We start from the raw sequence: 26,312 nt of genomic DNA on the forward strand, positions 1-26,312 counted from the left end.
GCATAGCGAGACGGAGTGCAACGATGGACTACTGGCTGCCGGTGATCTGGTTCGGCGTGATCGGCTTCGGCGTGTTGATGTACGTGCTGCTGGACGGCTTCGTGCTCGGCCTGGGCATCCTGGCGCCGTTCGCCGAGGACGAGGGCCAGCTCGACCATATGATGAACACCGCCGCGCCGATCTGGGACGGCAACGAGACCTGGCTGGTGCTCGGCGGCGCCGGGCTGCTGGCGGCGTTTCCCAAGGCCTACGCGCTGGTGCTGTCGGCGCTGTACCTGCCGGTGCTGTTGATGCTGATCGCCTTGGTGTTCCGCGGCGTCGCGTTCGAATTCCGGTTCAAGGCGCGCCGCGCCAAGCCGGCCTGGGGCGCGGCGTTCGCGTTGGGTTCGCTGTTCTGCGCTTTCGCCCAGGGCGTGATCCTCGGCGCCCTGGTCGAGGGCATGCCGATGCAGGAAGGCAAGTACGTCGGCGGCGTGTTCGACTGGTTCAGCCCGTTCTCGATGTTGACCGGCGCGGCGGTGGTGTTCGGCTACGCCCTGCTCGGCTCGACCTGGCTGATCCTCAAGACCGAGGGCCGCATGCAGCAGGTCGCGCGCACCCTGGCGCGCCCGCTGGTGCTAGTGGTGGCGGTGTTCATCGGTCTGGTCAGCGCCTGGCTGCCGTTCTTGGACTCGCGGATCATGGCGCGCTGGTTCGAGGGCGGGAATTTCCTCTGGCTGTTCCCCGTGCCCTTGCTGGTGATCGCCAACGCCTGGGCGCTGTGGCGCTCGGTGATGCGCGAGGGCCACGACGGCCATCCGTTCCTGCACGCGCTGGCGTTCTTCGTGCTCGGCTTCCTCGGCCTGATCCTGGGCCTGTGGCCGGACATCGTGCCCGGCCTGTCGCTGTGGGACGCGGCCTCGCCGCCGTCGTCGCAGGGTTTCGTGCTGGCCGGCCTGGTGGTGCTGTTGCCGGCGATCCTGGGCTACACGTATTGGTCGTACCGGGTGTTCCGCGGCAAGATCGCGGCGGACGCGGGGTATCACTGAGGGGGGCGGTTTCGGCGACGGCGGAACGGTTTCGACGCTTGCCTTTCGGCTCGCCTCCGCGGCGGCGGTCCGGAGACCTCGGCGCCATGCCTGGACGAAGTCCACGGCGGCCTGCTCCGGCGACGGGCCGCAGAACGACTTGGGACGATTCGCGGGGCGACTCACCGAGCGCAGGACGCCGGTCCGCCGTCACCCCGCCGCCGGCCGGCCTACCATCCCGGTCTGCGCCCCGCGCTGAACGCGGAAGTTCGCGCGACACGGACGGGCGGGTATGCTGTATGTCATATCTGCGGCGCAGAAACACCCGTCCCCCGGCCGTACCGCCCGCCCCATGCAAGCCTACGTTTACAAAAGTCTCCGCAAGGCAGACACCTACGTGTTCCTGAGCGCGCGCGACGACTTCGCACGCCTGCCCGATCCGGTGCGCGAGCAACTGGGGTCGCTGCAGTTCGTGCTCGAAGTCGAGCTGAGCGAGCAGCGCAAGCTGGCCCGCGCCGATGCGACGACCGTGCGCGAACACCTGCAGTCGCGCGGTTTCCATATCCAGTTTCCGCCGACCCTGGCCAGCGCGGTCGCGCCCGATGCCTGACGCCCGAACCGCGCATACCGCCTCCCGCGACCTCGGCATCGCTGCCGGCGCCGGCCTGGTGCTGGCCCTGGCCACCGGCTTGGGCGGAACCCTCGGCGGCGCGCTGATCGCCCTGCTCGGCGGCGCGCTGGCCCAGCCGGCATTCGCGATCGCCGCGCGACTGTGGCGCCGGCGCGATGCCGCGCCGCGCTGGAAGCCGGAGCTGCTGGCGCTGTCGGCGCTGTGGGGCGGGGCGACCGTCGCCTCCGCGGCGCTGGTGGCCTGGCCGTTGAGCGCTTTGCTGCAGACCGGTTCGCTGCTCGCCGTGCTCGGCCTGAGCGCGGTCGCCGGGCTGATCTTGCTCGGCCTGTGGCGGCTGTGGCCGCTGTACCAGGAGGTCGAACGCGACGGCGCGCCGCTGGCGCCGACCTGGGCGCGGTTGGCCGATCTCGATCTGGGCGCCTGGCGCGGCCTGGGCGCGGCGGCGATCGTCGCCGGTCTGGTCGGGCTGGTGCTGGTGCTGGCCTGGCCGGGGCTGATCGTCTCCGGCGGCCTGCGCTGGGGCCTGGCCGTCGCGCTCGCGGTGCTGTCGCCGGCGCTGCATTTGTGGCTGCAGCGCATTCCCGCGGCCGAGGCGCTGCCGGGCATCGAATTCGCGCCCGAACTGGACCCCCCCGTCGCCGCCGACGATGCCTTGGCCGACGAGGATCTGGAGCCGGCGCTGTACGCCGCCGCGCGCGGCGGCAAGGTCGAACGCGCGCTGGAACTGATCGAACTCGGCGCCGACGTGCGCGCGCTGCCGGCTGCCGACGACCGCGATCGCCGCAGCCTGCCGGTGCTGGCCGCGGTACTGCCCGACCTGCGCCTGCTGCGCGCACTGATCGCCAAGGGCGTCGACCTCAACGCCGCCATCGCCGGGACTACGCCGCTGTTGGCGGCGACCCGCGACAGCTGGCACGGCCGTCCCGACGCGGTCATGACCCTGCTCGCCAACGGCGCCGACCCGCGCCTGGCCGATCACGAAGGCAACACCCCGCTGCACCACGCCGCACGCAGCTCCGACCCGGGCGTGGCCGCGCTGCTGTTCGACGCCCAGGCCGAACTGGACCCGCTCAACGAGGACGGCCTGACCCCGCTCGGCGTAGCCTGCGCCAGCGGCAACTGGCGCCTGGGCAAGTTCCTGCTCGAACGCGGCGCCAAGACCGAACACCCCGGCGGCACCCCGGCCCTGCTCGCCGCGGCCGGCGCCGACGAGGACGATCCGGCCGGCGTGCAGCTGTTGCTCAAGCACAAGGCGCGCATCGATGCGCGCGATGCGCAGCGCCGCAGCGCGCTGCACGTGGCCGCGTTCGCCGGCCACCTCGATATCGTCACCGCCCTGCTCGCCGCCGGCGCAGACGCCAAGGCGATCGATCTGCAACAGCGCACGCCGTTGCTGGAAGCCGCGCGCGGCGGCCGCCCGGCGGTGCTGGAGCGCCTGCTCGAACACCTGCCGCAGGGCGGCGTGGCCGAAGCCGCGGCGGTCGACGCCGACGGCGCCAGCGCGCTGATCCTGGCCTGCCAGGCCGAGACCGCCTCGGCGCCGCTGGTGGTGCGCCTGCTCGATCTCGGCCTGGACCCGGAACTGCGCGACCGCCAGGGCAAGCGCGCGGTCGACCGCGCGGCCGAGGCCGGTCGCTGGTCGCTGGTCGCGGCGTTGGACCGCGCCTATCCGCTGCCGGCCGCGGTCAGCGGCGAGGGCGACGCGGACGCCGGCGAGGGCGAACGGGTGATCGTCGACCGCATGCCGGCGGCGTTGCTGCGCGACGGCCTGCGCGAGGGCCACGAGGCCGACCTGACCGGTCTGGCCAAGCTGTTGAGCCCGGTCGAGCTGGGCGCGCAATTGTTCGAAGACGAAGGCGCGGTGCCCACCGCGCAGCGGATCGAGTGGCTGCTGGCGCAGGGCGCCGACCCGGCGGTGCGCGACGAGCGCGGCGATACCGTGCTGTTCGTTTTGCTCAGCCGCGGCACCGAGGCCTTGCCGGCGTTGCAGGCGCTGCTGCGCCACGGCGTCTCGCCGGCCGGCCGCGGCGGCCTGGGCCGCTTCCTCGCCACCTGCTCGGCGGGCGAACAGGCCACGCGCGGGTTGGAGCAGTTCGCCCTCGACCTGCTCGAGCGCGGCGCCGACGCGTTTGCGCCGACGCCGGCCGGGGACCCGCCGCTGGCGATCGCGGTGCGGCTGGGCTGGAACCGCCTGCTCGAACGCCTGCTCGCCGCCGGCGTCGACCTCAACACCCGCGACAGCCACGGCATGAGCGCGCTGCACCTGGCGGCGGCGCTCGGCCGCGAGGCCATGCTCAAGCGCCTGGTGGCGCAGGGCGCGGCCCCCGACCTGCTTGCCGCTGACGGCCAGACTCCGCTCGGGGTGGCCCTGGCTTCTGGCCGGCGCGACCTGGCCGACTGGCTGGACTGGCGCGGCTGGCCGCTGCCGCGGCGTGCGCTGCACGAGGCCGACGTACCGGCCGCGGCGATCGTCGGCGACGCCGACGCGGTGCGCCGTCTGCTCGATCTCGGCCTGCCGGTGGACGCGCCCGACAGCCAGGGCTGCACCGCCCTGCTGCGCGCCGCCGGCGGCGGCCACCGAGCAGTGGTCGACCTGCTACTGGCGCGCGGCGCCGATCCACAGCGCGCCGCCCATTCCGGCGCGACCCCGCTGTCGGCGGCGGTCAGCATGCGCCACGGCGAGATCGTCGACCGCCTGGTCGCTGCCGGCGCCTCGCTGGAGCAGCGCCTGCCGGGCGACCTGACCGTGCTGATGGTGGCCTGCGCCCTGGGCCTGACCGATCTGGCCGCGCGTCTGCTCGCCGCCGGCGCCGACGTGCATGCGCGCGACGCCCAGGGCCGCATGGCCCTGCATTGCGCGGCGATGTACGGCTTCACCGCGCGCGAGCGCAGCCGCCTGGTGGCCTTGTTCGACACCTTGTTGTTGGCCGGCGTCGACGCCGACCAGTCCGCGGCCGGCGCCACGCCGCTGCTGTTGCTGCTCGGCGCGCGCGCCGAGCCGGGCACCGCCGCCGACGAGGACGTGCTGATCGCCGGTCTGGAATTGCTGCTGGATCACGACGCTTCGCTCGACGTGCAGGACCCGCGCGGTTTCGGCCCGCTGCACCTGGCGGCGCTGCACGGTCTGTTGCGCGTAGTGCAGCGCCTGCTGCGCCACGGCGCCAACCCGGACCTGCGCGACGCGCTCAACCGCACGCCGCGCGAGATCGCGGTGATGCGCGGCTTCGTCGACATCGCCGCCGAGTTCGCCCCGCCCGCGCCGAGCAACGGCAGTAGCCGCGACATGTCGATGGCCCGGTTCCTGCGCGGCCCGGGGCACTAACTGCAGCCCCGTAAAGCGGCGTGAGCTCTTGTGTAGGAGCGGCGTAAGCCGCGACAGCCGAAGCGGTGGAATACCACGTATTCAGCCGAGGTCGCGAGCCTGCATGAAAAGCAAAAGCGCCGTCTTACCGGGCTTCGGCTACGGCGCTTGCGTGCACCGCTTTGGTTGGTCGCGGCTCACGCCGCTCCTACAGGAGCCCGTGCGTTCGCGGCGACGGCCTCAATGCCGGGTCGAATTCTCCGGCCCGACCGACGTGTGCTTCTCGACCATGTTCGCCAGCAAGCCCTCGCCGCGATCGGCGTCGAACAGCGCTTCCAGCTCTTTGCGCGCGTCGCGCGCAGTCTGCAGGATCGCGTCCTCGTCGTCGTGGACCAGATACTGGGCATTGAGCATGCGTTCGTCGAGTTCGCGGAAACGTTCGACGTGGTCGCGCGCCGTCTCCGGCGGCACGCCCAGTTCGACCAGCACGTCCTCGCCGAGCTTGAGGCTGGAATAGAACGTCTCGCGCATCGGTTCTGCGCCCAGGTCCATCAATTCCCAGGCGTGGCGACGGTCGCGCGCGCGGGCGAACACCTTGGCCTTGGGATACAGGCGGCGGATGGTGCGCACGGTGCGGATGCCGGATTCGCGATCGTCGATCGCGATCACGAACACCTTGACCTGGGCCGCGCCGGCCGAGCGCAGCAGCTCCGGCCGCGCCGGGTCGCCGTAGTAGATCATGGTGCCGAAGCGGCGCATGAAGTCGACCTGGTCGGCGCTGTTCTCGATCGCGATGAACGGCGTGCGATGCGCGACCAGCAAGCGGGCGATGATCTGGCCGAAGCGGCCCATGCCGGCCAGCAGCACCTGCGGATGATGGTCGGGGATCTCGTCGTAGGGGCGCTTTTCCTTCGCCGTCGGCGCCGCGTCGAGCATGCGCTGGGCGGCGATCATCAGCAGCGGGGTCAGCGCCATCGACACGCCGACCGCGGCGATCAGGCGGTCGCGGGTCGGGTCGTCCAGCAGCCGCGCCTTGACCGCTTCGTTGAACACGATGAAGGCGAACTCGCCGCCCAGCGACATCACCGTGGCGAGCTGGAACGCGCCGCGCTTGTCCAGGCCGCCGGCGCTGATGCCGACCCCGAACAGCAGGATGAACTTCACCGATAGCAAGGCGAACACGATCGCGGCGATGGTGACCGGCTCGGCCAGCACCCGCTGCAGGTCGATGCTCATGCCCACGGCCATGAAGAACAGGCCCAGCAGCAGGCCCTTGAACGGCTCGATCTGCGATTCCAGCTCGTGGCGGAATTCCGAATCGGCCAGCAGCACGCCGGCCAGGAACGCGCCCAGGCCGGCGGACAGGCCGGCGATCTGCATGATCCAGGCCGAGCCGAGCACGGTCAGCAGCGCCGCGCCGGTGAACACTTCCGGCATGCGGGTGCGGGCGACGACCCGGAACACCTGGCGCAGCAGCACGCGGCCGCCGAACACCACCGCCGCGATCGCGCCCAGCGCCTTGGCCACCGCGATCCAGTTCAGCCCCTCCACTGCCGCGGCCTTGCCGAGCAGCGGAATCGCCGCCAGCAGCGGAATCGCGGCCAGATCCTGGAACAGCAGGATCGCGAACGCGAGCCGGCCGTAATCGGTGGCCAGGCTCTTGCGCTCGGACAGCAACTGCAGGCAGACCGCGGTCGAGGACAAGGCCAGGCCCAGGCCGATCACCGTCGCCGCCTTCCAGCCCACCGGCACGTCGGCCAGCGGCGCACCGAACAGGGCCAACGCGCCCAGTGCGATGCCGCTGAGCAGCACTTGCAGGCCGCCCGCGCCGAACACCGGCTTGCGCATCACCCGCAGGCGCGCCGGCGACAGTTCCAGGCCGATCACGAACAGCATCATGACCACGCCGATTTCCGAGGCGCCCAGCACCGGTTCGGCGTCGCGGATCACCTTGACCCCGTAGGGGCCCAGCACCACGCCCGCGGCGAGATAGCCCAACACCGCGCCGAGGCCGAATTTGCGGAACACCGGCACCGCCACCACCGCGGCCAGCAGGAACAACAACGCGAGTTCGAGACCGCCACCGTGCATGAGCACCTCCGGCTGGGATTATGACGCGATGCGCCGGGCTGCGGCGGTGCGGCGCGCATCGTGCGAGTGAACGCAGTGTCGCGCCGGCGGATGACGCCGGGGCTCTGCTATGGATGCCGGCAAGCGCGATTTCAACCTGCGGATGCCGCGTCGCGCGCGTGCGTCCCGAGTGACGGCGGCCGCGGCGACGCGTGCGCGGCGGCGCAAATCGTGCTCGCGCCAGGCATTGCCTCTGGCCCGTCGCGGGCTGCGCGACAGGCGGGGCGGACAATGACGGACGCCAGGCCGGCCGCGTCCGAACCGGTCCGCAACGGCGTCGATTCGTCGTCATCCGTCGTCGTCCACAAGGAGGTTGTCATGAAGGGATTGATCGTTGTGTTGGCGGCGCTGCTGTGCAGCGCCTGTGCTCCGACCCTGGTCGATGGCTGGCCCGGCAGCGAGCTCGCGGCGGCGGCGGGCAACGCCCGGGAGGCGGCCGTCGCTGCTGCGCCCGTGCCCGCGTCGGTGTCGGTGCCGGGGACGCCGCGGCCGGCACGAGGCTGAGTCGCCGCGGCCGGCATGTGGGGTGCGAACCGCGGCCCGCATCGGGCCGCGTCCGCCTGCGTCGAGGGCGCAGCGCCGCAATGCCTGAATACGCTGCGGCACGAAGCAGGCCGCCGCAAAACCGGCCGCAGCGCCCGGTTCCGATTGTCACCATTCGGTAGCGAATTGCCCCAGCGCCGGGACGGGGGCATCATGCGGGTCCGCCCGCGGCCGTGCCGCCGGCGCGACAGGGGGGTCATGACGACTTCGTAACGGGGACAAGGAGCCAGTGCAATGAATGCAGCAGTCGATTCGATCTCGGCGGGGAACCGAGCCCAAACCACCACTGCGGCCCTGCGGCGCTACGCCGGCCAGGGCAGCGCGCAGGAGCGCGCCCAGGACTACACCGTGTTGCTGCCGGCCGACGACGAGTGGTCGCGCGACAGCGTGCTGCGCGCCGTCGTCGCCGACGCGTTGCAGCGCAACGGCCAGGTAGTCGACGAAGATACGTTGGAAGCGACCGTGGCCCAGGTCGGTGGCCCCGGCGGCGCGCTGGCCCAGCTCGCGCCGGCCTGGAAACTGCATCCGGGCGAAACCCGCGCCGACGGCCGCGTCGCGCCGCCGTTCCACGGCTATGCGCTGGACGTGCCGGCGACGCTGCAGGATTCGATGGTCGACTACGCCAAGCGCTGGTCGGCGCAGCGCGATGCCGGCCCGCAGGCGCCGGTCGACGCGCCCTTGAACGAACTGCGCCAGCTGGCCCGCAACGGCGGCCGCGGCGACGTCGCCGACACGCTCGATGCGATCGACGGCGCGATCAAGGCCGGCACCGCCGCGCGCGCCTCCGGCCAGCCGATCGACGCCGCGGCGATGAGCGCGCTGATGGAGTTCGCCCACCGCACCGGGCGCGAGCGCCAGGCGGCCAAGATTCTCGAACGCTACACCGCGATCAAGGACGTCGGCCACGACGTGCGCGACCTCGGCCAGAACGCCGGCCGCGTGTTCAACGGCCGCGATCCGGTCAGCGGCCGTCCGCTGGACACCGACCAGCGCGTCGACGCCGCGTTCGACATGCTCAGCGGCGGCTTCAAGCTCGCCGGCAGCGTGGGCAACACCGCGGTGCTGCTCGGCGCGCGCAACGCCGGCCTGGTCGGCAGCCTGATCGGCATCGCGCCGGTGGGCATGGCCATCGTCGCCTTCGCCGCCGGTGCGTTCGAGTTGATCAAGCGCGCCCGCGAGGCCTTGCTGGCGCCGCGTTGGGACGAGTTCCGCGAGCGCTTCCCGTTCGCTCAGGGCATGGAGCCCAAGCGCGCGATCAGCGCGGTGATGCGCCAGATCGAGGGCATGCCGACCGATGCCGGCAACGCTTTGTCGACCGCGACGCGCATTCTCGACGGCGTCGGCCAGAACCCGGAAACGCGCGAGCGCTTCCTGTCCTTCCTCAAGCAGAAGGTGCCGGAGTCGTTGGTCGACGCGCTGGGCTCGGGGCAGGGGCTGGAGAAACTCAGCGCGCAGCAGCAGATGCTGCTGGCGCAGGCGGCGAAGAATTCGTCCAAGGAGTTCTTCGATCTCGAGCTCAAGGACGTCAAGCGCTATGTCGCCGACCGCGACGGCCAGCGCGAGCGCGGCACCTACCTGTTGCCGCCGGAACTGCGCGAGGCCGCCAACCACAACGGCAACCGCGTCGGCGGCGGGTTCGACGAGGGATTGCGCGTGGCCGGCATCCTCAGCAGCGGCGCGCACGCGATGAACGGGCTGTACAAGGAACTGCTCGGCAAGGTCCAGGGCGGCGAGCTCAACCGCGACCTCGGCCGGCTCGGCGAGCAGCAGCAGAAGAACCTCGCCGCAGCGCTGATTCCGGCGATGCGCGACGGCGGCCTGAGCCAGATCGATCACTTGCTGGCGAGCAAGGACGGCAGCCGGCTGTTCGCGGTGCAGGGCGACCCGCAGTCGCCGAGCCGGCGCATGGTCGCGATCGACGTGTCCGCGGCGGCCCACCAGAGCGTGGAAGCCAGCAGCCTGCTGGTCGCGCGGCAGATGGCGACGATGGAAACGCAGAACCCGCAGACGCAGTTGGCGGGCGGCCGCGGGCTGTAAGCGATCGGTCCGGCGCGGCCCGGGCCGCGCCGGACTTCGTGGTCGCAGCTGCAGTAGCGCGCCGTCGCCAGGGTAGGAGCGGCGCGAGCCGCGACCGCGATGCCGCAGGCGGCGGCGCGTCAGCGCTTCATCGAGCTGAAGAACTCGTCGTTGGACTTGGTGTTCTTCATCTTGTCGAGCAGGAATTCCATCGCGCCGATCTCGTCCATGCCGTGCAGCAGCTTGCGCAGGATCCAGATCTTCTGCAGCAGCTCCGGCTCGATCAGCAGGTCTTCGCGGCGGGTGCCCGAGCGGTTGATGTTGATCGCCGGGTAGACGCGCTTTTCGGCGATGCGGCGGTCCAGGTGCACTTCGCTGTTGCCGGTGCCCTTGAACTCTTCGTAGATCACCTCGTCCATCTTGCTGCCGGTGTCGATCAGCGCGGTGGCGATGATGGTCAGCGAGCCGCCTTCTTCCACGTTGCGCGCGGCGCCGAAGAAGCGCTTCGGGCGGTGCAGGGCGTTGGCGTCGACGCCGCCGGTGAGCACCTTGCCCGAGGACGGCACCACGTTGTTGTAGGCGCGGGCCAGGCGGGTGATCGAGTCGAGCAGGATCACCACGTCCTTCTTGTGTTCGACCAGGCGCTTGGCGCGCTCGATCACCATTTCCGCGACCTGCACGTGGCGCGCGGCCGGTTCGTCGAAGGTCGAGGAGACCACTTCGCCGCGCACGGTGCGCTGCATTTCGGTCACTTCTTCCGGACGCTCGTCGACCAGCAGCACGATCAGGTGCACGTCGGGGTGGTTATGGGTGATCGCGGTCGCGACCTGCTGCATCAGCATGGTCTTGCCGGCCTTGGGCGGCGAGACGATCAGGGCGCGCTGGCCCTTGCCCTGCGGCGCCATCAGGTCGAGGATGCGGCCGGTGATGTCCTCGGTCGAGCCGTCGCCGCGCTCGAGCTTGAACTTGCGGCGCGGGAACAGCGGGGTCAGGTTTTCGAACAGGACCTTGTTCTTCGACGCTTCCAGCGGTTCGCCGTTGATGCTGTCGACCACCGAGAGGGCGAAATAGCGTTCGCCGTCCTTGGGGAAGCGGATGCGGCCGGACAAGTGGTCGCCGGTGCGCAGGTTGAAGCGGCGGATCTGGCTGGGCGAGATATAGGTGTCGTCCGGGCCGGCCAGGTAGCTGGCCTCGGCCGCGCGCAGGAAGCCGAAGCCGTCGGGCAGGATCTCCAGCACGCCGTCTGCGGCGACGCCTTCGCCGTGGCGGGTCAGCACCTTGAGCAGGGCGAAGATCACGTCCTGCTTGCGGGCGCGGGCGACGCCGTCGGTGATGCTCAGCTGTTCGGCGATCTCCAGCAGGCGCGGCGCGGGCATGCGCTTGAGGTCGCCCAGCGAATATTGCGGGAAGCCCTCCGGAACCTGCGGGTGCGGGCGGGGAACGAAGTTCTCGCCGTTGTCGGCGTAGTCGTCGCCGCCGCCGCCGCGCTGCTGCGGGCGGTTGTTGCGATCGCGGTCGCGGTCGCGGCGGTTGCGGAAGCGGTCGCGGCGGTTGCCGCGGTTGTTGTCGAAGCCGCCTTCGCGCTGGCCCTGGGCCTGCTGCGATTGCGGGTTGCCGCCGCCTTCGTTGCCCTGCTGCGGCGCGGCGCTCTCGGCGCCGGAAGCGGCGGCCGGTGCGGACTCGCTGGCGCTGGGGGCCGGGGCGGGCTTGGGAGGCGCCGCTTCGACGGGAGCGGGCGCGGGAATCAGAGGGCTGGCGTCGCCGACCACGGCCGGAGCGGCTTCGGCGGCTTTGCTGGCGCGCGGCTTGCGCACGCGCTTTTCGGCGGTATCGCCAGCGTCGGGGGTCTTATCGGACAAGCGGAGGTTCCTCGCTAAGCGGCGAGCGCTCGCGTAGAGGCGAGCGGGACGTCAGGGACGTAGGTGGATAGATGGGTATGTCAGACGGGGTGCGGCGCGGGGACGCGAAGTCCGACGCCGGGTACAGCGAAACTAGCACTGCCGCTGCGTGGCGGCAAGCTTCCCGAGCGATGCCGTTCACCTTGCCGGGCAAGGCCCGGAGCGGCTCGCGCCCGCGGCGGGGCAGGGGCGCGAGACCGGGGCGCGTCAGAGCGCCTTGTCGATCATCTGGCTCAGCTGGGCCTTGCCGACCGCGCCGATCTGGGTGGCCTGGACCTGGCCGTCCTTGAACAGCAGCAGCATCGGGATCGAGCGCACGTGGTACTTCATCGCCGTGGTGCGGTTGTGGTCCACGTTGACCTTGGCGATCTTGACCTTGCCGTCGTAGACCTCAGCCAGTTCGTCCAGGGCCGGAGCGATCATCTTGCACGGACCGCACCATTCGGCCCAGAAATCGACCAGGACGGGTTCGGACGACTGCAGCACGGCGGCGTCGAAGTCGGAATCGCCGACATGCAGAATTTTTTCGCTCACGGGGGTCTCCTGCGGATACTGGACCGTACGGTACAGGTGAATCTTGAATGGAACACCCGGAAGGTCATGCCGGGTGGGGGCTTACGTTAAACTGGGGCGTTTCGCGGCACCTTCAAGGGCTGCGCCACGGCCCCATCGAGCCCGCCACGGAGTCCAAACTCGGGCGCCGGCTCGGCCCCGGCAGTCTGCTTCGCCGACGCCACCCACGCAAGCGACACCCTACGGCGCCCGAACGGCGCGGACTTCTGAAACGCATGAGCGACAAGCCTTTAACCGACGTAACATTTTCCTCCTTCGATCTGCACCCGAGCCTGCTGGCCGGCCTGGAGGGCGCCGGGTTCTCGCGCTGCACGCCGATCCAGGCCCTGACCCTGCCGATCGCCCTGACCGGGCGCGACGTCGCCGGCCAGGCCCAGACCGGCACCGGCAAGACCCTGGCCTTCCTGGTGGCGGTGATGAACCGCCTGCTGACCCGCCCGGCCCTGGCCGAGCGCAAGCCGGAAGACCCGCGCGCGCTGATCCTGGCCCCGACCCGCGAGCTGGCGATCCAGATCCACAAGGACGCGGTCAAGTTTGGTTCCGATCTCGGCCTGAAGTTCGCCCTGGTCTACGGCGGCGTCGACTACGACAAGCAGCGCGAGCTGCTGCAGAAGGGCGCCGATGTCATCATCGCCACCCCGGGCCGGCTGATCGACTACGTCAAGCAGCACAAAGTGGTGTCGCTGCACGCCTGCGAAATGTGCGTGCTCGACGAAGCCGATCGGATGTTCGACCTGGGCTTCATCAAGGACATCCGCTTCCTGCTGCGGCGCATGCCGATCCGCACCGAGCGCCAGACCCTGCTGTTCTCGGCGACCCTGAGCCACCGCGTTCTGGAGCTCGCCTACGAGCACATGAACGAGCCGGAGAAGGTGGTCGTCGAGACCGAGTTCATCACCGCCGCCAAGGTCCGGCAGAAGGTCTATTTCCCGGCCGACGACGAGAAGATCCCGCTGCTGCTGGGCCTGCTGTCGCGCAGCGAAGGCGCGCGCACCATGGTGTTCGTCAATACCAAGGCATGGGTGGAGCGGGTCGCGCGCGCGCTGGAACGCGGCGGCTACCGGGTCGGCGTGCTGTCCGGCGACGTGCCGCAGAAGAAGCGCGAGTCGCTGCTGAACAAGTTCCAGAAGGGCCAGCTCGAGATCCTGGTCGCCACCGACGTGGCGGCGCGCGGCCTGCACATCGACGGCGTCAGCCACGTCTACAACTACGACCTGCCGTTCGACGCCGAGGACTACGTCCACCGCATCGGCCGCACCGCGCGCCTGGGCGCCGAGGGCGACGCGATCAGCTTCGCCTGCGAGCGCTATGCGATGAGCCTGCCGGACATCGAGGCCTACATCGAGCAGAAGCTGCCGACCGCTCCGGTCGACGCCGAGCTGCTGGTCGCGCTGCCGCGCGCGCCGCGCGAAGTGCCGGCCGGCGAGGACGGCGAAGAGAACGAAAGCATCGGCGCGATCTTCAAGGAGGCGCGCGAGCAGCGCGCCGCCGACGAGCAGCGCCGCGGCGGCGGTCGCAGCCGCAGCGGTTCGGGCTCGGGTTCAGGCTCGGGCCGCGGCGGCCGCAGCGAAGGCCGCCGGGACGGCGCGCCGCGCCGCGAGCGTCCGCGCAGCGAGGACGGCGCTGCCGTCGCTGCTGTCGCCGCGGGCGGCGAAGCCGCTGCGCCGCGTCCGCCGCGCGCACCGCGTGCGGAAGCCGCTGCCGCGTCCGCCGTGCCGGCCGCCGAAGGCGAGCGTGCGCCGCGCAAGCGTCGCCGCCGTCGCGGCGGTCGCCGCATCGAAGGCGCCGAGGGCGCTGCCGCCCCGGCCGCCGCCGCCGCCCCGGCGCAGGGGCACGCGCCGAAGGCCGCGCCGGCGTCCGCCGCGAAGCCGACCGTTGCCGCCCCGGCCGCCTCGGCCGAGGCCAAGCCCTCGCTGCTCGGCCGCATCGGCCGCAAGCTCAAGTCGCTGGTCGCGCGTCCGCCGCGCAGCCAGCACTGACGCGCTCCGGCGGCCGGCGCTCGCGCCGGCCGCCGTCGTCCTGCCCGTCCGGGTCTGCGCGTGCGCAGGCCCGGTGCGCCGTCCTCGGTCAGCTGGCCGCGCGGGCCTGGCCCGCACCTCCATCGCCTCTCCCCATCCCCTGCGAAACGGCGGCCCGCAGGCCGCGCGGCGCGCTCACTGGGTGCGGCTGAGGTACACCGACCAGGTGTTGGCCGCGGTTTCCACCAACTGGAACACGTCCAGGTCGCCGTCGATGTCGATGTCCAGCGACTGATACTGGTTGCCGTAGTTCGGCGAGGCCGGCCAACCGACGCCGAACGCGCCGCCGGCATACGGCCAGGCGCTGAACACGCCGCCGGAACCGGGTTCGAAATGGCCGCGACGGCCGCTGCCGCCGGCGTTGCACCAGATCGTCATGCGCCAGTTCGGCGGCGCGCTGCCGAACGAGGGGAAGACGATGAAGCGCGCGTTGCCGTAGCCGCTGGAACCGGCCGGGCAGACCAGGGTGCCGATGTTGAGCGGCGGATCGTATTGCTCGGCGCGGGCGTCTTGGGCATGCAGGCCGAGCGCGAACAGGCCGGCGAGCGCCAGCGAGGCGGGAAGAGTGCGCATGTCGGGTGCTCCTAGGTCGTGGACAGGGGCGGTCCGCCGCCGCCGGGAATCGGCGCGGCGCGTGATGTCGGACGTAGGCAGCGTTGCAAGAGGGCTAGCGTGCGCCGGCCGCGCGCCGCGGCGGCACGCGCCGGTGCGGCGGAACGGTGGCCTGCGGTCGCGCGAGCCGTGCCGGCCTGAACGGTCGGTCTGTGTCGTCGAGCACGTCGGCGATGCCGCGCCGACCGCAGCGCGAACATAGGCCAAACCCGGATGCCGAAACGTGATGAAGCCGGCGATTCGCTCTGCGATACTTCCGCCATGACCGTCCTGCGCTTCGACAACGTCAGCAAACGCTACGACAGCGGCCACGAGGCCCTCAGCGAAGTCAGCTTCGAGGTGGCGCCCGGCGAGATGCTGTTCGTGACCGGCCACTCCGGCGCCGGCAAGAGCACTTTGCTCAAGCTCATCCACCTCAGCGAGCGCCCCAGCCGCGGCGCGGTGCTGTTCGGCGAACGCAGCCTGCACAAGGTCGGCGGCCGCCGCGTGGCCCTGCACCGGCGCGAGATCGGCGTGGTGTTCCAGGACCACCGCCTGCTCGCCGATCGCAGCGTCGCCGACAACGTCGCCCTGCCGCTGCTGCTGCGCGGCCTGCGCCGGCCCGACATCGGCCGGCGGGTGCGCGCCACGCTGGAGAAAGTCGGCCTGGGCGCGCGCGCCGAAGCGCTGCCGGGCCAGCTCTCGGCCGGCGAGCAGCAACGCGTCGGCATCGCCCGCGCGATCATCGGCGAACCGCGCCTGCTGGTCGCCGACGAGCCCACCGGCAATCTCGATCCGACCCTGTCGGCGGAGATCATGGCCCTGTTCCAGTCGCTGCCCGAACGCGGCACCAGCGTGCTGGTCGCCAGCCACGACCTGGCCCTGGTCAAGCGCATGCGCAAGCGCGTGCTGGTGCTGAACCAAGGCCGCCTGGTCGACGACATCGCGCCGGAGGACCTGGCCGAATGAACGCATTGCCGCAGGACGGCCGGGACCAGCGCGGCCCCGCCCACGATCACGACGACGCCATCGCCGCGGCCGCGCGCTCCGGCTTGGGGCCGTGGTTCGAACACCATCTGCACAGCCTGGTCGCCAGCCTCGGCCGCCTGCTGCGCAAGCCCTGGGCGGCGCTGCTGACCATCGGGGTCATGGCGGTGGCGCTGGCACTGCCGTTGGGGCTGTGGGCGGCGCTGAGCAACATCGAGCGTTTCGCCGGCGACGTGCAGCGTTCGCGCCAGATCAGCCTGTTCCTCAAGCCCGACATCGCGGTCGAGCGCGCCCGCGCGCTGGCCGCGGCGCTGCGCGCGCGGCCCGAGGTCGGCACGGTCGAGCTGCGCACGCCCGAGCAAGGCCTGGCGGAGCTGCGCGAGAAGAGCGGCCTCGGCGACAGCCTCAGCGCGATCGAAGGCAATCCACTGCCGAGTCTGCTGCTGGTGACGCCCAAGGGCGACGAACTGGCCCTGGCGCAATCGCTGGGCGAGTTGGCCGAAGCCGATCTGGTCCAGCACGACGCCGGTTGGCGCCAGCGCCTGGACGGTTGGCTGCGCTTCGGCGGCCGCCTGGCCTGGATGCTGGCGATCGGGCTGGGCCTGGGCGCGCTGCTGGTGGTCGGCAACACCGTGCGCCTGGACATCCAGTCGCGGCGCGAGGAGATCGGTGTGCTGCAATTGCTCGGCGCCACCGACGGTTTCATCCGCCGACCGTTCCTGTACCTGGGCGCGTGCTACGGCCTGGCCGCCGGCGCGGTCGCGTTGGCCTTGCTGACCGTGGCCGACCGCAGCCTGCGCGAACCGCTGGGCGCGCTCGCCGCCAGCTACGGCAGCCGCTTCGTGCTGGAGGGCTTCGGCCCGCTGCAGGCGCTGGCGATCCTGGCCGGTTCGGCCGCGCTGGGCTGGTTCGGCGCCGGCCTGGTGACCGGACACCACCTGCGCCAGGCCCGCGCCGGCCGCGGCTGAGCCGGGCGGCCGCGCCGCCGCGGGCGCCCGCGTGCCGATCGCCAGCCTGATGCGCAAGACTCGGAATCTGCGACCGCTTGCGCCTAGAATCGGGGTTCCCCCGCCTGCGCGCCGCGCATCGGCGCCCGTCGGCGCCGGACGCGCGTCGCCGACCCGGTAATCATCGATCGCCATGCAAAGCCAGAATCTGCGACATTTCGACAGCGCCGCGCCGCGGGTGATGGTGGTCGACGGCTCCAAGCTGGTGCGCAAGCTGATCGCCGACGTGCTGCTGCGCGAGCTGCCCAACCTGCGCTTGGTCCAGTGCGGCAACATCATCGAGGCCAAGCTCGCGCTCGATCACGGCGAGGTCGATCTGGTCACCACCGCCCTGGTGCTGCCCGACGGCGACGGCATCGCCCTGGCGCGGGCGGTGCGCGAGGCCGCCGGCCAGGCTTACGTGCCGGTGATCGTGGTCTCCAGCGACGCCCAGTCGCATCTGGAGGCGCGCCGTTTCACCGAAGACGTCACCGACTATTTCGACAAGTCGCTGGGCCCGGCCGCGCTGGCCGCGTTCATCCGCGGCTACGTGCAGCCGCAGCCGATTCCCGGCGCGCGCGTGCTCTACGTCGAGGACAGCCGGGTCGTGGCGGTGGCGACCAAGCGCATGCTCGAACGTCATTCGCTGCAGGTGCTGCACTTCATCGGCGTGGAAGAGGCGCTGGAGCACCTTGAGGCGCACCGCGCCAGCGGCCGCGACGGCGGCGACGCCGGCGCCGACCTGGTGCTGACCGACGTCTACCTGAAGGGCGAGCTCGGCGGCAAGGACCTGCTGGCGCGGCTGCGCGGCGATTTCGGCTACGGCAAGCGCCGCCTGCCGGTGCTGGTGATGACCGGCGACGCCAACCGCGACAACCAGAGCGAGTTGCTGCGCGCCGGCGCCAACGATCTGGTGCTCAAGCCGATCGAAGAGCGCCTGCTGGTGACCAAGACCTTGTTCCAGCTGCGCCTGTCGCGGCTGTCCGAGCCCAGTGCGACGGTGGTGCCGGCATGAGCGACGGCGATCGCGACATCAAGCTCGATCCGTCGTGGAAGGCGCGGGTCGGCGATTGGTTCGGGCGCGAGGACATGCAGTCGTTGTCGCGCTTCCTGCGCGAGCGCAAGGCCGCCGGCGCGCGGATCTTCCCGCCCGGGCCGCAGATCTTCTCCGCGTTCGACGCCACGCCGTTCGAGCAGGTCAAGGTGGTGATTCTCGGCCAGGACCCTTACCACGGTTACGGCCAGGCGCACGGGTTGTGCTTCTCGGTGCAACCGGGCGTGCCGGTGCCGCCGTCGCTGGACAACATCTTCAAGGAAATCCAGCGCGACCTCGGCATCGCCCGGCCCGATCACGGCTGCCTGCTGCCGTGGGCGCGGCGCGGCGTGCTGCTGCTCAATGCGGTGCTGACGGTCGAGGAAGGCCGCGCTGGCGCGCACCAGGGCAAGGGCTGGGAAGGCTTCACCGACCACGTCGTCGACGTGCTCAACCGCGAGCGCGAGGGCCTGGTGTTCCTGCTCTGGGGCAGCTACGCCCAGGCCAAGGGCAAGGTCATCGACCCGCGCCGCCACCGCGTGCTCAAGGCGCCGCATCCCTCGCCGCTGTCGGCGCATCGCGGCTTCATCGGCTGCGGCCATTTCTCCGCGGCCAACGAATACCTGTCGCGCCAGGGCCAGGCGCCGATCGACTGGACCTTGCCGCCGCGCGAGCAGTTGTAGCCGCGCCTTCTGTAGCAGCGGCGTGCGCCGCGACGACCGCTGCGGTGTGCGCGAGCGTTGCGACCGAAGCCCGGGTGGACGAGCTCTGCGCCTGCAGGTTCGATCGGCTCCGGGGCCGCACGCGTTGTCGCGTCGCTTCGGCTGTCGCGGCGTACGCCGCTCCTACAGGGTGCGCTACGCGAAGTAGGCGTGCAGGGCGGCGCCGGCTTCGCGCAGCGCGGCATTGGCGCCGGGCGAGGGCAGGATCAGGCGGAAGCTGCAGTCGGGTAACGCCGGCAGGCGCGGCGACTGCGCTACCGCCAGGCCGTCGCCGATCGCCGAGGCGTTGAGGCAGCCGACGCCGAGCCCGGCGCGCAGCGCCGCCTGCAGGCCGGCCACGCCGCTGGCCTGATGGGCGAGGCGGCAGGCGCTGCGGTGCTTGCGCAGCCGCTCCACTGCCAGCCGATGCAGGGCGCAGTCCGGCGGCAGCAACACCAGCGGCAATTCCTCTTCGGCGCGTAGGTCCAGCCCGGCAGCGGCGACCCAGGCCAGCGCTTCGCGTCGCAGCGGCGCGCCCGCGCCGGCGGCGCGCGGCGCCGTGCTTTCCACCTGCATGATCAGGGCTGCGTCGTAAGCGCCCTCGGCATGGCCGCGCGCGATCGCCGCGCTGGTGCCCAGCGCGACCTGCAGGCGCAGTTGCGGGCAGTGCCGGGCGAGGTGGCGCAGCAGCCCGGCGATCTCGTCGGGCCGGTAGTAATCGCTGATGCCCAGGCGCAAGTCGGTGCGGCGCAGTTCGCGGCGCACGTCGTGCAGGGCCAGTTCGCCCAGCGCGAGCAACTGCCGCGCATGCGCGAGCAGGCGCTGGCCGGCGGCGGTGGGCGCGACGCCCTGGCGCGAGCGCAGCAGCAAGACGGCGCCGGCGGCGCGTTCGAGCTTCTGCAATTGCTCGCTGATCGCCGACTGCGAGCGGAACACCTGCGCCGCGCCGGCCGAAATGCTGCCGGCGTCGGCGACCGCGACGAAGGCCTTGAGCTGGTCCAGGTCGAACGATGCCAAGGCGCGTCTCCCACTATCGGATTGGCCGATGGATGCCCTTCAATATTCCCGCTTTTCCGATGGACGGCGCAAGCCTACTCTGCAAGGGCATTCCCGGGCCGAGTCATGCCGGCCCGCCCCGACGCCCCATCACGGAACCCCGCTCATGCCGCACATCGCCCTGCAGATTTCCGCCGCGCCCGACGCCGAGCTGGCGCGCGCCGCCGCCGCCCTGGTCGCCGACCTCACCGTCGAGGTGTTGGGCAAACCGCGCGAACTGGTCGCGGTCGCGATCCAGTTCGTCGACCGCAACCATTGGTTCATCGACGGGCGCAGCCTGGCCGAACACCAGCGCCGCGCCTATCACCTGGACATCAGCATCACCGACGAGACCAACACCAAGGCCGAGAAGGCGCGCTATCTGCAACGCATGCATGCGGCGCTGTCGGACTTGCTCGGCGACGCGCACGACACGTCTTATATCCACATCATCGATGCGCGCGCCGCCGCCTACGGCTACGGCGGCCTGAGCCAGGAACAGCGCTACCAGGCCGCGCGCCAGCGCGCGGAAGGCTGATCCGCCTAGGCTGCCGCCGCCTGCGCGCGCAGCCAGTCGCGCAGCGCGGTCACTTCCGCGCGCGGCGCGCGTTGCGGATAGACCAGCCAATGCGGGTAGCCGTCCAGCGCGAGCTCGGGGGCGAACGGCTGCACCAAGGTGCCGGCGGCGAGATCGTCGGCGACCAGGGCCAGGCTCAACAGGGCCACGCCGTGGCCGGCGATGGCGGCCTGGATGGCATGGCTCTCGTCGGTGAAGCGCAGGCCCGCATCGACCTCCAGGCCGTCGACGCCGGCCAGCGCGCACCAGTTGCGCCAGGTCGGCGTGTCGGCGGTGGGGTGGCGCCATTCCGAATGCAGCAGCGCATGCTCGCGCAGGTCCTGCGGCCGGCGCAGGCCGAGGCGCGGGTTGCACACCGGCGCGAAGCGGTTCTCGATCAGGCGTTCGGCGATCAGGCCGGGGTAGGGGCCGCGGCCGTAGCGGATCGCCGCGTCGGCGACGCCGGCGGCGAGGTCGACCGGGTCGTCGGAGGCGTGCAGGCGCAGGTCCAGTTGCGGCTGCGCGGCGCGAAACGAGGCCACCCGCGGCACCAGCCATTTGGCGGTGAACGACAGCGTGGCCGATAAAGTCAGCGCGCGCCGCCGGCGCCGCGCCGCGATCGCCGCGACCGCCTCGGCGAAGGCGTCGAAGCCGTCGCGCAGCACCGGATACAGCAGGGCCGCCTCGGCGGTCAGCGCAACCCGCCGGGTCTGGCGTTCGAACAGGCGCACGCCCAGTTGCTCTTCCAGCAAGCGGATCTGATGGCTGATCGCGGTCGGGGTCACCGACAACTCGTCGGCGGCGCGCTTGAAGCTAGCCAGCCGGGCGGCGGCTTCGAACGCGCGCAGGGCGCCGAGCGGGGGCAGTCGAGGGCGGCTCATGGATGAGAAAATCTAATCCGTTCGCTGAGAAATCGGAGTTTGTCGTCTCTTTCCGGCAGATACAACATGGCTCGAAAGCCGGGTGGCGCGCCAGCGAGCGCTAACCGGGCTCATCCATAATTGCCTTCGAGACCGCCCCCATGACCCGCCTGCTGCACCTGGATTCCAGTGCCCGTTCCGACAGTTCCGAACGCAGCCGCTACGGCTCGCACAGCCGCCGCCTGAGCGAGCGCTTCGTGCGCCGCTGGCGCGAACGCCGACCCGACGACGAGGTCGTCTACCGCGATGTCGGCACCGCGCCGCCGTCGCCGGTCACCGGGGCCTGGATCCATGCCGCCTTCACCCCGCACGGGCAGCGCTTGCCGTGGATGCACGAGACTCTGGCCGAGAGCGATGCCCTGGTCGACGAGCTGATCGCCGCCGACGTGATCGTCGCCGGCGTGCCGATGTACAACTTCGGCATGCCGGCGCAGTTCAAGGCCTGGATCGACAACGTGGTGCGGGTCGGCCGCACCTTCGGCTTCGATCGCCAGCGCCAGGGCGAGCCGTACTGGCCGATGCTGGCCGGCGCCGGCAAGAGCCTGGTGTTGCTGAGTTCGCGCGGCGACGTCGGTTACGGCGCCGGCGAGCGGTTGGAAGCGATCAACCACGTCGAACCCGGCGTGCTGACGCCGATGCGCTACATCGGCATCGTCGACCACCACGGCGCGGCGATCGAGTACGACGAATTCGGCGGCGAAGGGCTGCGCCTGTCGATCGAGCGCGCCGAGGCCGAGGTCGATGTCCTGGTCGAACGCCTGATCCGCCAGCACGCGCCGGCCGCCGCGGCCTGAGTCCGGGTTCGAAACGCGCGACCGCTGTGCGACGCGTTTGAAGGGCGGCGGGCTTGGCGTTTGCGCCGGCCCGTCCTAAGGTGGACGACCCAATCCGCGCCCGTGCGCCGCAACCGACCCAGGTCCGTGCTCAGAACCGTCGCCGCCACCCGCTACGTCACGCCGCTGCGCGAGGGCGGCTCGCTGCCGGCCGTGGTCGAGGCCGACGACGACGGACTGTACGTGATGAAGTTCCGCGGCGCCGGCCAGGGTCGCAAGGCGCTGATCGCCGAGATCGTCGCCGGCGAGATCGCGCGCCGGCTGGATCTGCCGGTGCCGGAGATCGTGCTCGCCGAACTCGACCCGGAACTGGCGCGGACCGAGCCCGATCCGGAGATCCAGCACCTGATCCGCGAGAGCGCCGGGCTCAACCTGGCTCTCGACTACCTGCCCGGCTCGGTCAACTACGACCCGCTGGTCGATGCGCCGGCGGCCGCGCTGGCCTCGCGCATCGTCTGGTTCGACGCCCTGACCACCAACGTCGACCGCACCGCGCGCAACACCAACATGCTGCTGTGGCATCGCCGCCTGACCCTGATCGATCACGGCGCGGCGCTGTACTTCCACCACGACTGGGCCAACGCCGCCGGCGCCGCCGCCAGCCGTTTCGCGCCGATCAAGGACCACGTGCTGCTGCCGTTCGCGGCCGCCCTGGCCGAGGCCGACGCCGAGCTCGCGCCGAAGCTCACCCCGGCGCTGATCGACGAGGTGGTGGCCTTGCTGCCGGACGCCTGGCTCGAGGACGAGCCAGGCTTCGCCGACGCCCGGGCCCATCGCCGCGCCTACGCCGACTATCTCCAGCGCCGCGTGCAGGCGCCGCGCGCATTCGTCGAGGAGGCGATCCATGCCCGCTCGCTCGCTGTATGACTATGCGGTGATCCGCGTGGTGCCGCGGGTCGAGCGCGAGGAATTCGTCAACGTCGGCGTGCTGGTGTCGTGCCCGGCGGCCGGCCTGCTCGCGGCCGGCATCGAGCTCGACGAGGCGCGGCTGCGCGCGCTCGACCCCGGCGTCGACGTCGAGGCGGTGCGCCTGCACCTGCAGGCGATCGAGCGCATTTGCCGCGGCGGCCGCGACGCCGGCCCGATCGGCCAGTTGCCGGCGCGCGCGCGCTTCCACTGGCTGACCGCCAAGCGCAGCTCGATCATCCAGATGTCGGCGGTGCATACCGGCCGCTGCCTGCAGGCCGCGGACATCGTCGAGCACCTGCTCGAACGCATGGTGCGCACGCCGCGCACTTGAAGCGCGGCCGCGGCGGTCTTATGTTCGTGCCGCCGCACGACGCGGCCGACCCGGGAGAACGGCAGGATGCGGCAGGACCACGACAGGCTCGACGACACCGCCGACGCGGCCGATCTGGCGCGCGCGGTGGCGCTGCTGGAAACGCCGTCGCTGACCGCGCGGATGACCGCGTTGGCCGGCGCGCCGATCGAGTTCGGCCTGTCCAAGCTGCCGGGCTTCGTCAACCGCAGGATCCAGAGCATCGTCCACGGCGCCTTGCACAAGGCCGCCGCGGCGGCGCTGTGGACGGTCAAGGACCAGCCCAACAAGGCTTCCTCGACCAAGAGCCACAAGTTCGCCGCCGGCGCGGTCGGCGCGCTCGGCGGCTTCTTCGGCGCCGCCGGCCTGGCCGCGGAGCTGCCGGTATCGACCGTGGTGATGATGCGCGCGGTCGCCGACATCGCCCGCGCCGAAGGCTTTTCCCTGGCCGATCCCGAAGTGCAGGCGGCCTGCGTGGAAGTGTTCGCCTTCGGCGGCGGCAGCGACGAGGACGATGCCTCCGCTTCGGGCTATTACGCAGTGCGCACCGCGCTGGCCGAGGTCGGCCGGCAGGAACTGGCCGGCCTGGCCAGCCGGCGCGGCGCCCAGCACGCCACCCACGCTTACGCCAAGAAGCAGGCCACCGCCTGGATGAGCAAGCTGGTCGACGTGGTCGCGACCCGCTTCGGCGTGGTGGTCGGCGAAAAGACCGCCGCGCAGTTGGTGCCGGTGATCGGCGCGGCCACCGCGGCGACGATGAACGTGTTGTTCACCAATCACTACCAGGACATGGCGCGCGGCCATTTCATCGTCAAGCGCCTGGAGCGCAAGTACGGCGCCGAGCGGGTCGCACGCGCCTACCAGCGCCAGCGCAGCGATCCGCTGCCGCTGCAGGCGCCGGCGAAGCCGCCGGCGGCGTTGCCGCCGCCGCGAGGGGACGATGCGGCGGGCCAGTGAGGTCCCCTCACCCCAACCCCCTCCCGCTTGCGTGAATGCCGGGTCCGCTCCCTTCTCCCGCTTGCGGAAGAAGGCGGCCCGAAGGGCCGGATGAGGGCAGGCCGGTTCCAGCGAACCGGAACTGGCCGGAAAGCGCCGCTCACCCCGGCCGCAAACTCAGCGTCGTGCGCGCGCCGCGTTCGGCCGGATCGAAGCGCAGCCGCCAGCCCAGGTGTTCGCACAGCCGCGAGATCAGGTCCAGGCCGATCCCGCCGCCCTCGCGGCCGTCGCGGGCGACCCGGGCGTAGAGCGCGCTGATCTCCTCCGGGCTCATGCCGTGGCCCGGGTCCTCGATCACCACCGTGGCGTCGGGGTCGAGCCGGACCGCGATCTCGCCGCGGTCGCTGTTCTCGATCGCATTGCGCAACAGATTGCCGATCGCCGCCTGCACGATCGGCAGCGGCGCGACGATCTCGCACGGCGGCAGCGGCGCCAACGCCAGACGCAGGTCTTTGTCGCGGCACAGATGGCGGTGGTCTTCGACGATCTCCGGCAGCAACTGGTCCAGCGCGACTCGGTCGCTGCTCGCGGCCAGGCGCTGCGGATCCTTGGCCAGCACCAGCAACAACGACACCAGTTGCTCGACGTCGCGTGCGGTGCGGTGGATGCGGGCCAGGTGCTGGCGCGCGCCGGAGGGCAGGTCGGGTTGGGCCAGCGCCAGCTCGGTGGAGCCGGCGATCACCGCGATCGGCGTGCGCAGCTCGTGGCTGGCGCTGTCGATGAAGGCGCGTTCGCGCTCGACGAAGCGATCGTTGCGGGCGACGTAGTCGTTGACCGCGTCGGCGATCACCACCAGCTCCGAGCTGGCCGAGTCGGGCAGCTCGATCCGTTGCCCGGCGCGGTCGGGCTGCAGGCCGCCGATGCGCTGCGCGAGCAGGGTCAGCGGCCGCACCAGCCGGCGCACGCCCCAGGCGATCACCAGGCACAGGGTCAGCAGGGTGGTGATGGCCGAGCCGGCGATGGTCAGGGCCAGATCGAACTCCAGGTGCTCCATGTCCTCGATGTCGAGCGACAGGGTCAGGCGGCGGCCGTCGACGTCGCGCACCAGCACCACGTGCTCGATGCCGTCGGATTCGATGTCGTCGTGCATGCCCGGGCCGAGCGCGCGCAGCGCCGGCGGCGCCGGCCGGGTCGCGCTGTCGTACAGGCTCAGCGACTTGGTGTCGGTCCAGCGGTAGCCCGGTTCGTTGCGGCTGCGCTCGACGAAATGCTCGAGCTCGGTATTCATCAACGACGCCCACACCATGCGCTCGGCGTGCTCGTTGACCACGACCCCCTGCACGATCACCACCGCCGCCAAGACCAGCAGGGCATAGCCGAGCAAGCCGAGCAGGATGCGCCGGCTCAGACTGCTGCGCCGCCGCGGCGCTGCGGCTGGCTCAGTCATCGCGGTCCGCCGCTGCGCTCTGCGCCGGTGCGGCAAGGCGATAGCCGACCCGAGGCAGAGTCTGGATCAGCTTGACCGGGAACGGGCCGTCGACCGCGCGCCGCAGTTCGTACACGTGCGAGCGCAGCATGTCGCCGTCGGGCGGGTGGTCGCCCCACAGCGCATGCTCCAGGCGCTCGCGGGTGACCGCGGCGGGGCTGGACTGCATCAGCACTTCCAGCAGCTTGCGGCAGGCCGGATAGAGGTGCAGCGGGCGGCCGCCGCGGCTGGCTTCCAAGGTGGTCAGATCGAGCTTGAGGTCGGCGACCTGCAGCAGCTTGTGCCGGCCGCGGCCGGCGGCGCGCGCGGCCAGCGCTTCCAGCCGCACTTCCAGCTCGGGCAGGGCGAAGGGCTTGGTCAGGTAATCGTCGGCGCCGGCGCGGAAACCGGCGATCTTGTCGGGCAGTTCGTCGCGCGCGGTCAGCATCAGCACCGGCACGTCCGAACCGGCCTCCTCGCGCAGGCAGCGCAGCACCTCGCGGCCGTCCAGGCGCGGCAGCATCCAGTCCAGCACGATCGCGTCGTAGCGCTGGGTGACCGCCAGATGCAGGCCGGTCGGACCGTCGGGCGCGGCGTCGAGGGTGTAGCCGCGCGCTTCGAAATAGTCGAAGAGGTTGGCGACCAGGTTGCGATTGTCTTCCACCACCAGCAGGCGCATGCGCCGGGTTCTCCCGCCGCCCGAGGCGGCCCGATCCGAGGTTGCCCGCCCCGAGTGTGCCCGAGCCGGCGCGTGGATGCGCGAGCCGGGGCCGCGGGCGGTCGCGGGGCAGTCCGCCAGCATCGCCCGGCGGCTGTCGGAATAGCGTCGAAAGCGATCGGGCCGGGCACCCCGCAGCCGGCCGGCGCTGCCGCGGCTGGCCGGTTTAACGCCGG

General features: G+C 71.5%; 23 protein-coding genes. 15 read left to right on the top strand and 8 right to left on the bottom strand.

Annotated elements, in window-relative coordinates; genetic code table 11:
* The first annotated feature begins 23 nt into the window (after positions 1 to 23).
* From cydB to V2J18_RS01405, 3 genes are all read left to right on the top strand, one after another.
* The gene (gene cydB / locus V2J18_RS01395; protein WP_336130680.1) at positions 24 to 1,028 is read left to right on the top strand and encodes a cytochrome d ubiquinol oxidase subunit II; all 1,005 of its coding nucleotides are present in this window, start codon (positions 24 to 26) and stop codon (positions 1,026 to 1,028) included.
* Positions 1,029 to 1,359: 331 nt separating this feature from the next.
* On the top strand, positions 1,360 to 1,617 hold the full coding sequence (locus V2J18_RS01400; protein ID WP_336130681.1) for a YcgL domain-containing protein: 258 nt from the start codon (positions 1,360 to 1,362) through the stop codon (positions 1,615 to 1,617).
* The gene (locus V2J18_RS01405) at positions 1,610 to 4,960 is read left to right on the top strand and encodes an ankyrin repeat domain-containing protein (protein WP_336130682.1); all 3,351 of its coding nucleotides are present in this window, start codon (positions 1,610 to 1,612) and stop codon (positions 4,958 to 4,960) included. Before V2J18_RS01400 ends, V2J18_RS01405 begins: the two co-directional genes overlap by 8 nt.
* 219 nt (positions 4,961 to 5,179) lie before the next feature.
* On the opposite strand, the gene V2J18_RS01410 is transcribed toward V2J18_RS01405, so the two are convergent.
* Positions 5,180 to 7,030, bottom strand: coding sequence for a monovalent cation:proton antiporter-2 (CPA2) family protein (locus V2J18_RS01410; protein WP_064746552.1), 1,851 nt, complete (start codon positions 7,028 to 7,030; stop codon positions 5,180 to 5,182).
* Positions 7,031 to 7,387: 357 nt separating this feature from the next.
* Between V2J18_RS01410 and V2J18_RS01415 the strand changes: the two genes are divergently transcribed.
* On the top strand, positions 7,388 to 7,573 hold the full coding sequence (locus V2J18_RS01415) for a hypothetical protein (protein ID WP_141233340.1): 186 nt from the start codon (positions 7,388 to 7,390) through the stop codon (positions 7,571 to 7,573).
* Positions 7,574 to 7,846: 273 nt separating this feature from the next.
* Positions 7,847 to 9,649, top strand: a complete 1,803-nt coding sequence (locus tag V2J18_RS01420; protein ID WP_336130683.1) for an XVIPCD domain-containing protein — start codon at positions 7,847 to 7,849, stop codon at positions 9,647 to 9,649.
* Positions 9,650 to 9,768: 119 nt separating this feature from the next.
* Here the strand turns inward: V2J18_RS01420 and rho are convergent, their stop codons facing one another.
* On the bottom strand, positions 9,769 to 11,487 hold the full coding sequence (rho, locus tag V2J18_RS01425) for a transcription termination factor Rho (protein WP_064746549.1): 1,719 nt from the start codon (positions 11,485 to 11,487) through the stop codon (positions 9,769 to 9,771).
* A 246-nt stretch (positions 11,488 to 11,733) separates the two neighbouring features.
* Complete coding sequence (gene trxA, locus V2J18_RS01430) at positions 11,734 to 12,060, bottom strand: thioredoxin TrxA (RefSeq protein WP_064746548.1); 327 nt, start codon at positions 12,058 to 12,060, stop codon at positions 11,734 to 11,736.
* Positions 12,061 to 12,314: 254 nt separating this feature from the next.
* On the opposite strand from trxA, the gene rhlB reads away from it, so the two are divergent.
* A complete protein-coding gene (gene rhlB / locus V2J18_RS01435) occupies positions 12,315 to 14,078 on the top strand; it encodes an ATP-dependent RNA helicase RhlB (RefSeq protein ID WP_336130684.1) in 1,764 nt (587 codons plus the stop codon).
* Positions 14,079 to 14,252: 174 nt separating this feature from the next.
* Here rhlB and V2J18_RS01440 read toward each other — a convergent pair whose 3' ends face one another.
* The gene (locus tag V2J18_RS01440) at positions 14,253 to 14,690 is read right to left on the bottom strand and encodes a hypothetical protein (protein WP_064746546.1); all 438 of its coding nucleotides are present in this window, start codon (positions 14,688 to 14,690) and stop codon (positions 14,253 to 14,255) included.
* Between the two features lie 300 nt (positions 14,691 to 14,990).
* On the opposite strand from V2J18_RS01440, the gene ftsE reads away from it, so the two are divergent.
* From ftsE to ung, 4 genes are all read left to right on the top strand, one after another.
* The gene (ftsE, locus tag V2J18_RS01445) at positions 14,991 to 15,677 is read left to right on the top strand and encodes a cell division ATP-binding protein FtsE (RefSeq protein ID WP_064746545.1); all 687 of its coding nucleotides are present in this window, start codon (positions 14,991 to 14,993) and stop codon (positions 15,675 to 15,677) included.
* The gene (gene ftsX, locus V2J18_RS01450) at positions 15,674 to 16,663 is read left to right on the top strand and encodes a permease-like cell division protein FtsX (RefSeq protein ID WP_336130686.1); all 990 of its coding nucleotides are present in this window, start codon (positions 15,674 to 15,676) and stop codon (positions 16,661 to 16,663) included. Before ftsE ends, ftsX begins: the two co-directional genes overlap by 4 nt.
* A gap of 172 nt (positions 16,664 to 16,835) precedes the next feature.
* Positions 16,836 to 17,696 (top strand): response regulator, encoded by an 861-nt coding sequence (locus V2J18_RS01455; protein WP_064746544.1) that lies wholly within the window; start codon positions 16,836 to 16,838, stop codon positions 17,694 to 17,696.
* A complete protein-coding gene (ung, locus tag V2J18_RS01460) occupies positions 17,693 to 18,397 on the top strand; it encodes a uracil-DNA glycosylase (RefSeq protein ID WP_064746543.1) in 705 nt (234 codons plus the stop codon). Before V2J18_RS01455 ends, ung begins: the two co-directional genes overlap by 4 nt.
* A 174-nt stretch (positions 18,398 to 18,571) precedes the next feature.
* Here the strand turns inward: ung and V2J18_RS01465 are convergent, their stop codons facing one another.
* The gene (locus V2J18_RS01465; RefSeq protein WP_336130687.1) at positions 18,572 to 19,432 is read right to left on the bottom strand and encodes a LysR family transcriptional regulator; all 861 of its coding nucleotides are present in this window, start codon (positions 19,430 to 19,432) and stop codon (positions 18,572 to 18,574) included.
* A gap of 145 nt (positions 19,433 to 19,577) precedes the next feature.
* Here V2J18_RS01465 and V2J18_RS01470 point away from each other — a divergent pair, with 145 nt between their 5' ends.
* Positions 19,578 to 19,988, top strand: coding sequence for a tautomerase family protein (locus tag V2J18_RS01470; RefSeq protein ID WP_336130688.1), 411 nt, complete (start codon positions 19,578 to 19,580; stop codon positions 19,986 to 19,988).
* A gap of 5 nt (positions 19,989 to 19,993) precedes the next feature.
* Here the strand turns inward: V2J18_RS01470 and gcvA are convergent, their stop codons facing one another.
* On the bottom strand, positions 19,994 to 20,887 hold the full coding sequence (gcvA, locus tag V2J18_RS01475) for a transcriptional regulator GcvA (RefSeq protein WP_336130689.1): 894 nt from the start codon (positions 20,885 to 20,887) through the stop codon (positions 19,994 to 19,996).
* A gap of 140 nt (positions 20,888 to 21,027) precedes the next feature.
* Between gcvA and V2J18_RS01480 the strand changes: the two genes are divergently transcribed.
* The 4 genes from V2J18_RS01480 to V2J18_RS01495 all read left to right on the top strand — a co-directional run bounded on the left by V2J18_RS01480 (position 21,028) and on the right by V2J18_RS01495 (position 23,974).
* Positions 21,028 to 21,720 carry an FMN-dependent NADH-azoreductase gene (locus V2J18_RS01480; RefSeq protein WP_064746539.1) on the top strand — a complete coding sequence of 231 codons (693 nt, stop codon included), beginning with the start codon at positions 21,028 to 21,030 and terminating at the stop codon, positions 21,718 to 21,720.
* Positions 21,721 to 21,846: 126 nt separating this feature from the next.
* On the top strand, positions 21,847 to 22,626 hold the full coding sequence (locus tag V2J18_RS01485) for a HipA family kinase (protein WP_336130690.1): 780 nt from the start codon (positions 21,847 to 21,849) through the stop codon (positions 22,624 to 22,626).
* Positions 22,604 to 22,999: a DUF3037 domain-containing protein gene (locus V2J18_RS01490; protein WP_336130691.1), complete on the top strand. Its 396-nt coding sequence runs from the start codon at positions 22,604 to 22,606 to the stop codon at positions 22,997 to 22,999. Before V2J18_RS01485 ends, V2J18_RS01490 begins: the two co-directional genes overlap by 23 nt.
* A gap of 66 nt (positions 23,000 to 23,065) precedes the next feature.
* Positions 23,066 to 23,974 (top strand): EcsC family protein, encoded by a 909-nt coding sequence (locus tag V2J18_RS01495; RefSeq protein ID WP_336130692.1) that lies wholly within the window; start codon positions 23,066 to 23,068, stop codon positions 23,972 to 23,974.
* 139 nt (positions 23,975 to 24,113) lie between these two features.
* Here the strand turns inward: V2J18_RS01495 and V2J18_RS01500 are convergent, their stop codons facing one another.
* Together V2J18_RS01500 and V2J18_RS01505 are read right to left on the bottom strand one after the other, a co-directional pair.
* Positions 24,114 to 25,400, bottom strand: a complete 1,287-nt coding sequence (locus V2J18_RS01500; protein WP_336130693.1) for a sensor histidine kinase — start codon at positions 25,398 to 25,400, stop codon at positions 24,114 to 24,116.
* Positions 25,393 to 26,097: a response regulator transcription factor gene (locus V2J18_RS01505; protein WP_064746535.1), complete on the bottom strand. Its 705-nt coding sequence runs from the start codon at positions 26,095 to 26,097 to the stop codon at positions 25,393 to 25,395. The genes V2J18_RS01500 and V2J18_RS01505 overlap by 8 nt, the downstream gene beginning before the upstream one ends.
* Between the last annotated feature and the right edge of the window lie 215 nt (positions 26,098 to 26,312).

Origin of the sequence: Lysobacter firmicutimachus (assembly GCF_037027445.1) — a bacterium.
Taxonomy (GTDB): domain Bacteria; phylum Pseudomonadota; class Gammaproteobacteria; order Xanthomonadales; family Xanthomonadaceae; genus Lysobacter; species Lysobacter firmicutimachus.